This window comes from Gardnerella sp. c11Ua_71 (assembly GCF_055818025.1).
In genome coordinates, this window is sequence record NZ_JARFVR010000005.1 from 38,989 (window position 1) to 54,348 (window position 15,360).

Here is a 15,360-nt window from a genome sequence, read left to right on the forward strand (position 1 = left end):
TCGCTTATTGTCTCACTAATAAAATTTTTTTAATATTACACATAATTTTCCCTAGAAAATATGGATCGACAATCATGTTCTAAAATTGGGAAAATATTTCTACAGTAACGTGTGTAAATCTTTTATCAATATTGCTTTTTTCTTCTATAAGAAGGTCACGCATCACACATATAGTTGAGGTTATGCCTACATTCACACGCGAAGAAATTGAGCATTTGGGTGTTTTGTCCCAGATTGCTTTAAGCGACGAAGAAATCAGTCGCTTGCAAGGCGAATTAAACGTCATTGCAGAATCTATTAACAAAGTGCAGGAAGTTGCTGGCGAAGATGTGCCACCTACTGCAAATCCAGTACCTCTTGAAGCGTATTTGCGCCCAGACGAGCCTGCTACGCCATTGACTCAAGAAGAAGCGCTTTCTGGCGCTCCTAGAAGTGAGTCTGGCATGTTTGTAGCACCTCGAATTTTGGGGGAGGAATAAAACATGACTAATACTCAAGATTTAGTAAAGCTTTCTGCTGCCGATATGGCAAAGGCTGTAAAAGCTAAAGAAGTCTCTAGCCGCGAACTTGTTGAAGCTCACTTGGCAGTAATCGAAGCAGCCGAACCAGAAATCAAAGCATTCTTGCATGTTTCTGCAGATATTGCTCTTGAGCAGGCAGATGCTTTTGATGCTAAGAACGCTAAGGGTGAGACTGAAGGATTGCCTGAGCTTGCAGGTGTTCCAATTGCCATTAAAGACATGATTGTTACTAAGGGCATTCCAACTACTGCAGCCTCTAAGATTCTTGAAGGCTGGGTTCCACCTTACGATGCTACTGTTATTGAAAAGCTCAAGGCAGCTGGCATGCCAATTCTTGGCAAGACTAACCTAGATGAATTTGCTCAAGGTTCTTCTACCGAGCATTCCGCTTACCAAACCACTTGCAACCCTTGGGATACTGAGCGCGTTCCTGGCGGTTCTGGCGGCGGTTCTGCAGCTGCTGTTGCTGCATTCGAGACTCCTATTGCTTTGGGTACAGATACTGGCGGCTCTATTCGTCAGCCAGGCGCTTTAACTGGTACTGTTGGCGCAAAGCCAACTTACGGCGGAGTTAGCCGTTTTGGCGCAATCGCCATGGCAAGCTCGCTTGATCAGATTGGCCCTGTTTCTCGTACCGTTCTTGACTCTGCACTTTTGCAGGAAATCATTGGCGGCAACGATAAGCGCGATTCAACTTCGATTCCTGCTCCTGTTCCTCCAATGGCTCAGGCTGCGCGCGAGGGTGCTCGCCGTGATTTGAAGGGCGTAAAGGTTGGTCTTGTTAAAGAGCTTAGCGGAGAAGGCTTCCAGCCAGGCGTTGAAGCACGCTTTAATGAGGCTGTGCAATTGCTTAAGGATATGGGCGCAGAAGTAACAGAAGTCTCCTGCCCTCATTTCCCTTATTCTTTGGCTGCTTACTACATTATTATGCCTTCCGAAGTTAGCTCTAATTTGGCTCGCTACGATGGCATGCGCTACGGTTTGCGCGTAATGCCACCAGCAGACAAGCCTCAAACTGCTGCAAACATGATGGCTGCAACTCGCGAAGCTGGCTTTGGCGACGAAGTAAAGCGCCGTATTATTCTTGGCACTTACGCACTTTCCGCCGGCTACTACGATGCTTGGTATGGCTCTGCGCAAAAGGTTCGTACGCTTATTATTCGCGACTTTGAAGAAGCGTTTAATAAGGTAGATGTTCTAGTCTCTCCAACAAGCCCTACAACGGCATTTAAGTTTGGCGAGAAGATGAACGATCCACTCTCCATGTACATGAACGATATTGCTACGATTCCTGCAAACATGGCTGGCGTTCCAGCTTTGAGCCTCCCAGCTGGCTTAAGCGACGATGCCCTGCCTGTTGGTATTCAGATTATTGCTCCGCAATGCCATGATGAAAAGATGTACAAGCCTGCAGCAGCGTTGGAAGCAGCGCTCGAAGAAAAGTGGAGTGGCCCAATCTGGAAGTCGCTTAAAGCTGGTTGGCTCGATTCATTGGCTAAGTAAAGTGAAATAAAGCTTAAGTAAGAAGGATTCTCATGGCTGAAAAACTTATGAAATACGCCGATGCTGTGGAGCAATTTGACCCAGTTTTCGGCTTGGAAACTCACGTTGAGCTTTGCACGCGCACAAAGCTGTTCTGCCCAGCAGAAGTATCTTTTGGTGGCGAGCCAAATACTCAGCTAACTCCTGTAAGCCTTGGTTTGCCAGGCTCTTTGCCAGTTGTAAACAAGACTGCAGTTGATTACGCGATTAAGCTTGGCTTAGCGTTGCATTGCGAGATTGCTGAGTGGAGCCAGTTCGCTCGTAAGAACTACTTCTACCCAGATATGCCTCGCGATTACCAGATTTCCCAGTACGATAAGCCTACTAACGGCAACGGTTACTTGGACGTTGAGCTGGAAGACGGCACCGTGTTCCGCGTGCCGATCGAACGTGCTCATATTGAGGATGATGCTGGCAAGAATACTCACGTTGGCGGTGCTGACGGTCGTATTGAAGGCGCAAATCATTCTTTGGTTGATTACAATCGTGCAGGCGTGCCTTTAATTGAGATTGTAACTAAGCCAATCGAAGGTGCGGGTAGCCGCGCTCCAGAAATTGCTGGTGCTTATATGCGTGCTATTCGCGATATTGTTCGCGCTCTTAACATTTCCCACGCTCGTATGGAGCAGGGCAATATGCGTGCTGACGTGAACGTTTCGCTTCGTCGCAAGTCGACTGATCCATTTGGTACGCGTTCCGAAACTAAGAATGTGAACACATTCCGCGGTATTGAAAAGACGCTGCAATATGAGATTCGTCGTCAGGCTGCTATTTTGAGCGAAGGTGGCGAGATTTTGCAGGAAACTCGTCACTGGGATGAAGCAACTCAGACTACTGCTGGCGGTCGTGTGAAGTCGGATGCTGACGATTATCGCTACTTCCCAGATCCTGATTTGGTTATGCTTCATATAACTAAAGAGCATATTGAGCGCATGAAGGCCGAAATGCCGGAAATGCCTCGCGAGCGCCGTAACCGTTTGCAAAGCGAATGGGGTATTAGCGATCTTGAAATGCGAGATATTCTTAACGCGGATGCTCTTGATTTGGTTGAAGAAACCGTTAAGGCTGGTGCAAGTGCTGCTGGTGCTAAGAAGTGGTGGCTTGGTGAGCTTGCTCGCGAAGCAAACACTCGTGGCGTGACTTTGGAAGAATTGCCTATTACTCCGCAAGATGTGGCTGAAGTTGAAAAGCTAATTGCAGATGGCAATCTTAACGATAAGCTCGCTAAGCAAACTGTTGCATGCGTTTTGGCTGGCGAGGGTAAGCCTGATGAAGTTGTTAAGAAGCACGGATTCAAGGTTATGAACGACGACGGCGCTTTGGAAGCTGCTGTTGACGCTGCTCTTGCTGCTGATCCTGAAGTTGCAGAAAAGCTTAAGGCTGGAAATATGAAGCCGATGGGCGCAATTATTGGCGCTGTTATGCGTGCGACTAAAGGTCAGGCTGATGCTAAGGCTGTTACTAAGATCGTGATGGCAAAGATTAAAGGCTGATTTAAATTTTAGTTAGATTAAAATTTAGCTAGAAAAGAATAGTTTATAGATGCACTTTTTGCATTTTATGCTTTGCGTTTTAACCTTGTGTTTTATAGCATTGTGTAGAGTGCAAAAAGTGTAATCTTATATTGTAGTTGCTTACGCATTTGTATTTTGCTTATGCTTTTTGTAGAACTTTTTGTAACGCAAGGTCAATTAGGTACAGGAAACAGGTGAATATGCAGGAAGTCAATGCTGACTCTACAAACTCTCGAGAGTTACCAGAAAGTATTGTAATTCCGTCAATACGCGGCGAGATGGCTCGTCTTAGGCAAGCAACCATCGAAGATTTAGCGAGGATGGATTCATTACATGCTTTTGATGGTGCGGCTGTTATAACTGGCAAGGATTCACAATCTGAACGTGCTATGGTTCATGCGTGGGTTGAGCGTTCTGTGCAGTGGTCTTTGGGCAATAATGATAAAAGTATGTCTGATTATGCTGGGGTTGTTGGAGATGCTCAATCACGCCCAACAATCGCATGGTCAATTGTGCCAGATCTTATTGATGACGCTAAAAATACCAATGGCGATATTATTGGAATGATTTTTTTGATCGACATTGATGGTTGGTCTAAATCCGCTAGAATTCAGGTGATTCTAGGACGCGATTATAGGGGTCGTGGGTATTCTAGAGATGCAATGCCTAGAGTTATGACGTATGGTTTTGCTCCAGACACAGTTGGTTTAGCATTGCATAGGATTTGGGTTGGTGTTCCAGCAGCGAATACGCGTTCTCTTTCTGTTTATCAGTCTCTTGGTTTTGTAAAAACTGGAACAGCTAGAGATGCTTTGTGGGATTCACAAAATCAAAAATATCAAGATTTTGTTGTTATGGACACTCTCGTAGATGAATATGATGCCATTCGTTCTTTAGACGCTTTTGGTCTGCACGTTATTGAAGATAATCCTGGTGTTTGTGAAGCGCTAAGTGCGCATGAGCATTCAATTGCAATACCTGTTAGCAAAGATAATTCCGACGAATCGTGGCCGTATAATGCGGCTACAGTCAAAGAAGATTCTTCTAAACGTGCATGGTGGCGTATTATAGGACGCGGTCGTAAGCGTAACACTAATGGCAATAATGCGGAAGGGAAGCGATGAGCGCTGAAGATCTCGACAATTACGAAACTGACGCCGAGCTTGCGTTGTACAAGGAGTATCGTGACGTTATTAAGCTTTTTACGTATGTTGTAGAAACTGAGCGACGATTCTATTTGGCAAACAAGGTGGATTTTAACGTGCGTTCTGCAGGTCAAGATGTGTATTTTGACGTGCAATTAACAGACGCTTGGGTGTGGGACGTTTACCGCCCTTCGCGGTTTGTGAAAAACGTTCGTATTGTTACGTTTAAAGACGTAAATGTGGAAGAAGTGCAGAAAACAGATATCGATATTCCAGAATCTATCGCATGATAAGAGTATGCTAGTAAAGCTTATGTTTAGATTTTAATATAGATACGTGCTTGCAATTTTGCGATTTTGACTTTATAAAGCGTCTTTTAGGTATGGAGGAAAATTGACTGATACACAATCCCAGAAACAATCTGTAGTGATTATTGGTGGCGGTCCGGCAGGGTTGACGGCTGCATGGGAGCTTGTAAAAGATGGCGGAGCTAGCCGCTACGATGTAACTGTTCTTGAAGCATCTAAAGAGTTTGGCGGAATTTCTCGCACTGTAAAATACAACGGAAACCGCATGGATATTGGCGGTCACCGATTCTTCTCTAAAGATGATCGAATTATGCAATGGTGGCGAGATATGCTGCCACTTCAAGGCGCTCCTTCTTACGACGACAAAAAACTTGGCAGACACCACGATTTAGAGAATGGCGGCCCAGACCCAGAAGTCGAAGATGAGGTTATGCTTAAGCGTCATCGCGTTTCTAGAATCTTCTGGAATCATCATTTCTTCGACTACCCTATCTCTCTTTCTGCGTCTACTTTGCGCTCTATGGGCTTTGTTCTTACTATGAAGGTTGGTTTTAGCTACCTTTGGTCTATGATTCACAAGTTGCCAGAAACAAACCTCGAAAACTTCTACATTAATCGCTTTGGCAAAAAGCTGTATTCTATGTTCTTTGAGGGCTATACCGAGAAGCTTTGGGGAAGGCATCCAAGTCAGATTTCTGCAGATTGGGGTGCTCAGCGAGTTAAGGGTTTGAGCATTGTTGAAGTTTTAAAGAATGCTTTCTCTAAGCTTATGCCGAAAAAGAAGGCAAATCAGGAAGTTGAAACTTCACTGATTGAAGAATTCTGGTATCCTAAGCTTGGTCCTGGTCAGCTTTGGGAGACTGTTGAACGTCGTTGCCGTGAAAATGGCGCTACTGTTTTAACAGATGCAAAAGTTGTTGCTATTAAACAGTGCGACGGTAAAATTTCTAGTGTTGTCGTTGAAAATCAAGATGGTTTGCAGCAAGAACTTCATGCGGATCAGTTTATTTCTTCTATGCCAATAAAAGATTTGGTTGCAGCTATTGAGCATGGCGCCGAAGGAAATGAGTCTGTGCAGGTTCCAGCCGAATTACAACGAGTTGCTAAAGGCTTGCCTTACCGTGATTTCGTAACCGTTGGACTTCTTGTTAAGCGTATGCGTTTGCGTAATACGACTGATATTCCAACGTTAGGTAACCCTCCTATTGTGCCTGATTGCTGGATTTATGTGCAGGATCCAGGATACAAAGTTGGTCGTTTGCAAATCTTTAACAACTGGAGCCCATATCTCGTTAAGGATGTTGACAACACTGTGTGGATTGGTCTTGAATACTTCTGCAATGAGGGCGATGATTTTTGGAATATGAGCGACGAAGAGGCTCGTAAATCTGCGATTGATGAGCTTACTCGTATGCAGGTTATTGATGGCGAAGATGATGTTTTGGATGCGCATCGTGAGCGTGTTCCAAAGGCTTATCCAGCTTACTTCGATACTTATGCTCAGATGCCTGAGCTTGTTAAGTATTTGGATGGTTTTGGTAACTTGTATTGTGTTGGTAGAAATGGTCAGCATCGTTACAATAATCAGGATCATTCTATGGCTACTGCTATTGAAGCCGTGTCTAATATTAACAGTGGAAAACAGTCTAAAGATAATGTTTGGTCTGTTAATACAGAAAAGTCATATCACGAAAAGAAGTAGCGTTTTTTCTTTTTGCCACGCCGTGTTGTTGTGAGTCGCATGAGTGTAGTAGCATACATTTATCAGCGATTAAGTCACATTGTTATGTGCTTATCGTTGTATTCACAACGGATTTTTCCGAAATCTTCCATGTAAAGCTCCAAGTAGTTTGTTTCTTGGGGTTAGGGAAAGGTATAACTGTGGCAACAAGCCAAAATCTTGATGATATGAAGCTTTCTGAGCTTAAGGATCTTGCGAAGCAAATGGGCTTGCGCGGTACGTCTACAATGCGTAAGCCGGATTTGATTGCTACGCTTACCGCTGCGCGCAATGGTGGGGATGCGCCAGCAGGAGTTAGCGTACATGTTCCTAAAAGCATTGTTAGGGATAGTCGTTCGTCGCTTAATGATGAGGATGAGTCTAAATACGATTCATCTTCATCTTTTAGGTCGCGCCGCAATTTTGATGACGATAGTGGTGAGTCTGCTCGCAAGTCTGCCGATGAGGATTTGTTAGAAAATCTCGGCTTGCCTGATTCTGTTGAATCTTCTGATTCTGATGATTCTGTTGATTCAAATAGAAGCAGTAAGTCTAGGCGTCGTCGTGAGTTTACGCGTGATAATCAATCTCAGCGTCGTCGTCAGTCTGATTTTAAAGATAATTATCGCGGAAATAATTCGGATGATGCAGATGATGCGGAAGATGATCTAGATCAGATTCTTGCTACTTTGCCAAGTGAAAAGTCTTCTGATTCTAACGCAAATCGTGATTCTGAATCTCGCAGGCAACGCGGAGCTTCGCGTTCTAATGGTGATGACGATTATGATACGCATTCAGATAGGAATGACAGGTATCAACGCCGTATGCGTGGCCGTGGACGCGATAGAGATGATTACGATTCCCGCTCGGATCGCTCTGATCATTTAGAGCGTGAAGATCGCCCTACGAGGAATGATCGTTCTGATCGCAATGATATTCGTGAAGACCACGAGTCTCGTGAATCAGCTTCTCGTAGAGAGGAACCAAAAGAAGAGCTTGTTCCAGTTGCTGGTATTGTAGATGTGCTTGAATCTTATGCGTTTGTGCGCACTTCTGGATATTTGCCTGGTCCAAATGATGTTTACGTTTCTATGAGCCAAATCAAAAAGTATGGTTTGCGCAAGGGAGATGCTGTTCAAGGCTCTATTCGTGCTCCTCGCGAAGGTGATCGTAGGAATCAGCGCCAAAAATTTGTTCCTTTGCAAAGCGTTGACAGCATTAATGGCATGAGCGTAGAAGATGCTCAGAATCGTCCACAATTCGCTAAGCTCACGCCTTTGTATCCGCAAGAGCGCTTAAAGCAGGAGACTACGCCAAATCGTATGCTTGGCAGAATCATTGACCTTGTGGCTCCTATTGGTAAGGGTCAGCGTGGTTTGATTGTTTCGCCTCCTAAGGCTGGTAAAACAATCACTTTGCAAAATATTGCGAACGCGATTGCTGTTAATAATCCAGAAGTGCATTTGATGGTTGTTCTTGTAGACGAGCGTCCAGAAGAAGTTACCGACATGGAGCGCACTGTTCAGGGTGAGGTTATTTCTTCTACATTTGACCGTCCAGCATCAGACCACACTACTGTTGCGGAGCTTGCGATTGAGCGTGCTAAGAGGCTTGTAGAGCTTGGCCAAGATGTTGTTGTTCTTCTTGATTCTATGACTCGTCTTGCTCGTGCATACAATATTGCTGCTCCTGCATCTGGTCGTATTCTTTCTGGTGGCGTGGATGCTCAGGCGCTTTACCCTCCTAAAAAGTTCTTTGGTGCCGCGCGAAACATTGAAAATGGCGGTTCTTTGACTATTATTTCTTCCGCTTTAGTGGAAACTGGTTCAAAGATGGATGAAGTTATTTTCGAAGAGTTTAAGGGCACTGGAAACATGGAGCTTCGCTTGAGTCGCGATTTGGCAGATAAGCGCTTGTTCCCAGCAGTGGATATTAATTCTTCTGGCACGCGCCGCGAAGAGTTGATTACTCCTGCTCAAGAATTGCCTATTATTTATCGCTTGAGGCGACTATTTGGCGGACTTGAGCCAGAGCAGGCTTATCAGACTTTGGTGCCACGCTTAAAGAAAACTGCGTCGAATCGCGATTTTCTTGCGGCGATTGTGCAGCAAGCGAATAACTCTACAAATGGCGGGTCGCCAGCAACCGCTGCTTAAGTAGGTTATGTTCGTGTAATTTTATAAATATAACTTTAAAAAATACACTTTAATTACCCCTTGGTTTGATCAATCGAGGGGTAATTTTTATTGTTTATTTTTTAATACTGTTTTTATTACAAACTAATTTTGTGTTTTAAAATAAAAAAATATACGTTTATATATAATTATTTTCCTATAAAATACACTATTCTTGGTAATTTTTACTATTGATAATGCGTATGCAAATAATAAAAATTAAATAATTATAATTACTTGTCAAAAGTTTATTCCTATAAACATTTGATATTTAATGTGAAAAACCGTGATTTTTTATATAATTTTGTTCTTTTTCGTTAAAAAATACGATACGATTGAAGAGACTGCAGGGTAGCGCAATCTGAAATCTACAACAGTATTCAGGAAGATGCGCTGTATGAGGATGGAGGTCGTATGACAGGAAACTCTCATAAGATTGAAAATAATATTCCTTCTGGCTTGAACGCTAATGTGAGCACAGTTGCTCCTATAGATTCTACAGATGCGATTATTGTAGATATTCTTGAACATGATGGTCGTGCAACATTAACCAGACTAGCTAAAGCATCTGGATTATCGGTTTCTGCCGTACAATCTAGAGTACAAAAGCTTGAGCGCAGAGGAATTATCACTGGTTACCGTGCGTTGATTGACTATGAGCGCAGAGGCTTGCCAGTAAGCGCATTTGTTGCTGTAACACCTCTTGACTTTGAGCAAGAAGCATCTGTTCCAGCCAAGTTGAAAGATATTGAAGGTATTGAAGCCTGCTATTCTATCACTGGAAGCCCAAGTTTCATGCTCGTAGTTCGTGTTGCTACACCTAGCAAGCTAGAAGAGCTAATTAACACGATTCATAGGATTGTGCCAGTTAGCACAGAAACAACTATGGTTTTGCAGACTTATTTCGACTAGAAGTAATATGTGTGAATTTCCTAAAGAATCGGTTGGCGCGCGTAAGCATCAGATTGAACCGAGTTGCAATGATTGTAACGATTCAATAAGCGAGATTTTTGCGTTGCGTCAATCGATTGACAATATTGACAATGCAGTTGTTTCACTTCTTGCAGAGCGTTTTAAAGTTACGGAAAAAGTCGGAGAAATAAAAGCTCGCGCAAATCTTGCTGCGGAAGATAAATCTAGAGAAAATCGCCAAGCAAATCGACTTAAAAAAATTGCTGAAGAATCTGGATTAAAAGAAGAAATTGCGCTCGAATATTTACATTTTGTTGTAGCTGCCGCAAAAAAGCGCCATCAAGAAATAAAAGATAGCCAGAAATAGTTAAAAATAGCTACAAATTTAATCAAAAATCTAGTCAAATTTAGTAAAAAATCTAGCAAAATATAAAAAATATGCGCGCTTAGAGTCATAATAAAAATATGACTATTGCAACCGTTGAACGTTACGCACAAATGCTTGATGCCGCCAGCAAAGGTGGATACGCCTACCCTGCAATTAATGTTACTAGCACGCAGACTTTAAATGCTGCACTACAAGGATTTGCAGAAGCGCAAAGCGACGGAATTATTCAAGTATCCGTTGGGGGGTCCGCGTATTTTTCGGGACAGTGCGTAAATAATCGCGTTGTTGGATCAATCGCATTTGCTCAATTCGCACATCAAGTTGCTGCACAATACCCAAACATTACGGTTGCATTGCACACAGATCATTGTGCAGAAAGCTATTTAGATGATTGGATTAAGCCACTTTTAGCCTATGAGGCAGATCAAGTTGCGCACGGCAAAGAGCCGATTTTCCAGTCGCATATGTGGGACGGATCCACAGTTAAGCTTGAACACAATTTAGACGTTGCGGAAGAATTGCTTGAGGCGTCGGCGAAGGCTCATACGGTGTTAGAGATTGAAATTGGGGCCGTGGGAGGCGAAGAAGACGGTCATAGAGCAGACATTGATGAAAAACTATACTCAACGCCGCAGGACGCTATGCGAGTAGTTGAACGATTAGGTTTGGCAGAGAGCGGAAGATATATGGCTGCTTTTACGTTCGGCAATGTGCATGGTGCATACAAGCCTGGTGTTGTTAAGCTGCGACCACAGTTGCTAGACAACATTCAAAGCGCTGTATACAACAAGTACAAGCTTGATTTATTTAATCGCAAGTTTGGTGTGCCAACAAAACCATTCTTATTGGTATTCCATGGAGGTTCTGGATCTACTCCCGAAGAAATTGCGCAAGCTGTAAGCTACGGCGTAGTAAAAATGAACATCGATACAGACACGCAATATGCGTTTACTCGAGCAATAGCAGATCACATGTTCCACAACTACGACTCAGTTCTTAAAATCGACGGAGAAGTTGGAGCCAAAAAACTCTACGACCCAAGGTCTTGGGGCAAAGAGGCAGAAAAAGCAATGGCTCAGCGTGTTGTTGAAGCCTGTGTACAGCTTGGCTCTGCCGGTAAAGCCTTATAAGTTCATCAAGTTGCAAATTAAATTCGGTATTGGCTTTGCGCTAGTCTTAACACGTAGGAATTGTGTTTATTTGGGCAACGTTAGCCCAAAAATGGAGGTTCAGCATGCCTGGAATTGTGCTTATTGGCGCTCAATGGGGTGACGAGGGTAAAGGCAAAGCGACTGATTTAATTGGTTCTAAGGTAGATATTGTCGCAAGATTTAATGGCGGTAATAACGCTGGACATACTGTTGTTGTGGGAAACGAGTCTTACGCTTTGCATTTACTTCCTAGCGGTATAATCAGCCCTAATGTAACTCCTGTTATTGGTAATGGTGTTGTTGTAGACCCAGAAGTTCTGTTTGAGGAGATTGACGCACTTGAATCTAGAGGTGTTGATTGCTCTCGTTTGAAAGTGAGCGAGTCTGCGCATGTGATTACACCTTATCATCGCGTAATTGACAAGGTTACGGAGAGGTTCCTTGGCAAGCACAAGATTGGTACAACAGGTCGCGGAATTGGCCCGACTTATGCAGATAAGATTAATCGCGTTGGTATTCGTGTGCATGATTTATTTAATGCAGAGCATTTGAGGGATAAGGTTGAAGCTAGCTTGCATCAAAAGAATCAGATGTTAGTTAAACTTTACAACCAGCATCCAATAGATATTGATTATGTTACAGCACAGCTTGTGGAGCTTGGAAAGCGTTTGAAGCCTTATGTTGCAGATACTTCGCTTATACTGAATCAGGCTATAGAAAATGGCAAAACCGTGCTTTTTGAAGGCGGTCAGGCAACCATGCTGGATGTCGATCATGGAACTTACCCATTTGTAACATCCTCAAATCCTACTGCAGGAGGTGCTTGCACGGGAACTGGCGTTGGTCCAACTCGTATTACGCGAGTAATTGGAGTTGCTAAAGCCTATATCACTCGTGTTGGTGAAGGTCCATTCCCTACGGAACTTTTGGATGAAAGTGGCGATTGGCTGCGTGAGCAGGGTCACGAATATGGCGTAACTACTGGTCGCCCTCGCCGATGCGGATGGTTTGATTCCGTTGTAAGCCGCTATGCTACTCGCGTAAATGGCTTAACTGATATTGTCCTTACTAAGTTAGATGTTTTGACTGGCTTAAAAGAAATTCCAGTTTGCGTAGCTTACGATGTAACTTTGTCTGACGGAAGCGTTGAGAGAATGAACGAAATGCCAGTAGATCAGTCTCTGTTTGCTAGCGCTAAGCCAGTTTACGAGATGCTTCCAGGATGGAGTGAGGATATTTCGCAAATTCACAAGTTTGAAGAATTGCCAGCAAATACTCAAAGCTACGTAAAGCGCTTAGAAGAACTTTCCAAGTGCCGTATTTCGGCAATTGGTACTGGTCCTCAGCGCGACCACATTATTAGCGTTCATTCGTTGATTGATTAGTGACTATTTGAATAGCTATTTAAGGCTATTTAAGGCGGCTAAAAACTATGAGTATTCCAAGCAGTAATTGCCACGACTTGCCTAAAAAGCATAAGCATAAATCACTTGGTGCAAAAACATATTTTGTTGTGTTTATTGGCGGATTGCTTGGCGCTTTTGTGCGTAGTGAAATAAGTGGTTTTACGCACGGCATGCATTGGGACTCGGGATATTCTATGCTTTTTAGCCGCTTTACTTTTGCAACTCTTTTGTCGAACATTTTAGCATGTTTTATTCTTGCTTTAGTAAGTTCACTTGTTGTAAGTGGGAAGAGCTGCAAGAACAAAGACTTAATAAAATACGGTTTTTGCACGGGATTTTGCGGCGGACTTTCAACAATGTCTACTTTTGCTTTTGAGGGCGCGCATTCCGCATTTACTGCAATGAACATTGTAGAAGTAATTGCCATTATGGCGTTGTCTATGGTTCTTGGCGTTTTAGCAGTGCTTGTTGGGAGTCTAATTGGAGATAAAATTTTTGCTTTTAAAGGCAATGGCAGCGTAAAAAATGCTGGTGATTCAAACGTCATCAATAAAATAGACGCTAACAGGGGCGGTGCAAAATGATGTCTTACGCATATGTTCTTTTTTGGCTGCCTGTTGTTTTCGCTGGACTTGGTGCTGTTCTTCGTTGTGCAATATCTGACGCAATCGGGCGCGTTTATAACCATGATTTTCCAATCGCAACTTTGCTAATCAACGCTTTTGCGTCTTTTATAATGGGCTTAGTTGTATTTTTAAGTTCTTCGATTATATACGATTTAACTTTTGCTTCGACTATTATTTACACGTGCGCATTGGGATTTTTAGGCGGATTTTCAACGTTTTCAACCGCAATCTTAGAAATCGTAAGCCTGTTTAAGCTAAAGAAAATCAAGCTTGGACTATGGCTTTTTATTAGCGAACTAATAGTGCCATTCTTGTGCGCATTTATTGCATACGCTGGACCGTCATTTGTAATATTTATGCTTCTAAAGTCTTAAGTTTTGAATTTTATTAATTGACGTATTTTATTAATTTATATTTATTGTGTTATTAAAAATGTTAAAATGCTTGATGTATTTGTTTGCGATTTGATTTAAGAATAGGTTTATTGTGACTTTAAAGAACGTAGGCGGTTTTATACGCGATTTTTTGCGCGACTTTTCTGATCGCGTTCTTAAAACGCTTAAGCATCTTAGATGGAAGATGGTTCTTGCTGGCATAGTTGTTGGTCTTGTTTCTGGCGCGCTTGTAGCAACTTATAGACTTGGGATTGAGTACGGAACCGATTTTGCGCGATGGATGTATGCGCAAATATTGCAAAACATGCTTTGGATTGTGCCTTGCGTGGTTTTTGCAATTGCTGCTGGGCTTTTTATTGGCTGGATGAGTCGCAAAGAAAGTATGGCGTCTGGAAGCGGCATTCCACAAGTTGTTGGATACGTTCAACGCGGTCTAAAAATGTGTTGGAACACTATTTTGCCTGTTCGATTTGTAGGCGGATTGTTGGGTTCGCTATTTGGCTTGTCTCTTGGGCGCGAAGGCCCTTCGATTCAAATCGGAGCTTGCGGCGCGCAAATGATGTCTCGCATCTTTAGAAAGGGCAATAAAAACGATACGCAAGAGCATTATGTTGTAACCGCTGGAGCGGCAGCTGGCTTATCTGCAGCGTTTAGCGCTCCACTTTCTGGGCTTATGTTTGCTATGGAAGAAGTTCAACACGGATTGTCTTCTACAGTTCTTATGGGAGCTGCTGCTGCATCTATTTGCGCGGACTTTGTGTCTCAAACATGCTTTGGACTTCGACCTGTTTTAGACTTTGGAAGAATTCCAGACTTACCAATGACACTTCATTTTTGGCTGATTCCACTTGGCATTTTTGCAGGGCTTATTGGCTCTTTAATGAACAGATCCTTGCTTGGATTACAAACGCTGTATAAGTATTTGCCAAAGTGGGCTCCCGTATCTGTAGCATGCTTAATCGCGATTCCTGTTGGCTTATATTTGCCAGATGTTCTTGGAGGAGGATCGAATCTTGTTAAGCTCTCTGAATATGGAAAAGCAAGCATAGCGCTTCTGTGCATCCTGTTTGTTGCAAAAATGCTATTTACTTCTACAAGTTTTGGATGCGGAGCGCCTGGCGGAATTTTTATGCCAATTCTTGCTGTCGGCGCACTTGCAGGCGGCGTTGCTTCTCGCGCAATAATAAGCATTCCGATTCTTGGCATTGACGCAAAGCTAATGCCAATTTTTACAGTGTGTGTTATGGCTGGCACGCTTTCGGCTTCTGTAAAAGCTCCGCTCACTTCGATTTTGCTAACTGTAGAAATGTCGGGAACAATGATTCACACTCTTCCAGTTGCTGCATCTGCTTTTATTGCGCTTCTTGTATCCGATATTTTGCACACTAAGCCAATCTATGGCGAACTTCTGGAAAGATATATGGCTTCTAATCCAAAACTTGTGCGTTAATACAACAAAAACAGCAATGTGGATAACTTTTTGGCGGAATTGCAACGTTTATTGATCCTTTAACCACATTGTTTAAATAGTATTGCCTAATGGTTTAGTATGCGATTC

Annotated in this window: 14 protein-coding genes; all 14 read left to right on the forward strand. The window is 43.1% G+C overall.

Going from position 1 to position 15,360, the window contains the following annotated elements; all coding sequences use genetic code 11:
* The first annotated feature begins 182 nt into the window (after window positions 1-182).
* Window positions 183-479 carry an Asp-tRNA(Asn)/Glu-tRNA(Gln) amidotransferase subunit GatC gene (gatC, locus tag P0106_RS04955; RefSeq protein WP_004114131.1) on the forward strand — a complete coding sequence of 99 codons (297 nt, stop codon included), beginning with the start codon at window positions 183-185 and terminating at the stop codon, window positions 477-479.
* A gap of 3 nt (window positions 480-482) precedes the next feature.
* Window positions 483-2,024: an Asp-tRNA(Asn)/Glu-tRNA(Gln) amidotransferase subunit GatA gene (gene gatA, locus P0106_RS04960; RefSeq protein WP_020760446.1), complete on the forward strand. Its 1,542-nt coding sequence runs from the start codon at window positions 483-485 to the stop codon at window positions 2,022-2,024.
* A gap of 32 nt (window positions 2,025-2,056) precedes the next feature.
* Window positions 2,057-3,556 (forward strand): Asp-tRNA(Asn)/Glu-tRNA(Gln) amidotransferase subunit GatB, encoded by a 1,500-nt coding sequence (gene gatB / locus P0106_RS04965; RefSeq protein WP_004116355.1) that lies wholly within the window; start codon window positions 2,057-2,059, stop codon window positions 3,554-3,556.
* A gap of 221 nt (window positions 3,557-3,777) precedes the next feature.
* On the forward strand, window positions 3,778-4,701 hold the full coding sequence (locus tag P0106_RS04970; protein WP_004114137.1) for a GNAT family N-acetyltransferase: 924 nt from the start codon (window positions 3,778-3,780) through the stop codon (window positions 4,699-4,701).
* A complete protein-coding gene (locus P0106_RS04975; RefSeq protein ID WP_004105898.1) occupies window positions 4,698-5,012 on the forward strand; it encodes a DUF2469 domain-containing protein in 315 nt (104 codons plus the stop codon). The genes P0106_RS04970 and P0106_RS04975 overlap by 4 nt, the downstream gene beginning before the upstream one ends.
* Window positions 5,013-5,115: 103 nt before the next feature.
* Window positions 5,116-6,732: an NAD(P)/FAD-dependent oxidoreductase gene (locus P0106_RS04980; RefSeq protein ID WP_004114139.1), complete on the forward strand. Its 1,617-nt coding sequence runs from the start codon at window positions 5,116-5,118 to the stop codon at window positions 6,730-6,732.
* A 179-nt stretch (window positions 6,733-6,911) separates the two neighbouring features.
* Window positions 6,912-8,906: a transcription termination factor Rho gene (gene rho / locus P0106_RS04985; protein WP_473730519.1), complete on the forward strand. Its 1,995-nt coding sequence runs from the start codon at window positions 6,912-6,914 to the stop codon at window positions 8,904-8,906.
* A 432-nt stretch (window positions 8,907-9,338) separates the two neighbouring features.
* Entirely contained in the window at window positions 9,339-9,836 is a 498-nt protein-coding gene (locus P0106_RS04990; protein WP_004114142.1) for an Lrp/AsnC family transcriptional regulator, read from the forward strand.
* A gap of 7 nt (window positions 9,837-9,843) precedes the next feature.
* A complete protein-coding gene (locus tag P0106_RS04995; protein ID WP_004573640.1) occupies window positions 9,844-10,203 on the forward strand; it encodes a chorismate mutase in 360 nt (119 codons plus the stop codon).
* A 98-nt stretch (window positions 10,204-10,301) separates the two neighbouring features.
* Window positions 10,302-11,354 carry a class II fructose-bisphosphate aldolase gene (gene fbaA / locus P0106_RS05000; protein ID WP_473730520.1) on the forward strand — a complete coding sequence of 351 codons (1,053 nt, stop codon included), beginning with the start codon at window positions 10,302-10,304 and terminating at the stop codon, window positions 11,352-11,354.
* A 104-nt stretch (window positions 11,355-11,458) separates the two neighbouring features.
* Window positions 11,459-12,760, forward strand: coding sequence for an adenylosuccinate synthase (locus P0106_RS05005; protein WP_473730521.1), 1,302 nt, complete (start codon window positions 11,459-11,461; stop codon window positions 12,758-12,760).
* Between the two features lie 47 nt (window positions 12,761-12,807).
* Complete coding sequence (locus P0106_RS05010; protein WP_473730522.1) at window positions 12,808-13,365, forward strand: fluoride efflux transporter FluC; 558 nt, start codon at window positions 12,808-12,810, stop codon at window positions 13,363-13,365.
* Window positions 13,362-13,781: a fluoride efflux transporter FluC gene (locus P0106_RS05015; protein WP_004114152.1), complete on the forward strand. Its 420-nt coding sequence runs from the start codon at window positions 13,362-13,364 to the stop codon at window positions 13,779-13,781. The genes P0106_RS05010 and P0106_RS05015 overlap by 4 nt, the downstream gene beginning before the upstream one ends.
* 112 nt (window positions 13,782-13,893) lie before the next feature.
* Window positions 13,894-15,252 (forward strand): ClC family H(+)/Cl(-) exchange transporter, encoded by a 1,359-nt coding sequence (locus tag P0106_RS05020; RefSeq protein WP_004114154.1) that lies wholly within the window; start codon window positions 13,894-13,896, stop codon window positions 15,250-15,252.
* Window positions 15,253-15,360 lie beyond the last annotated feature (108 nt).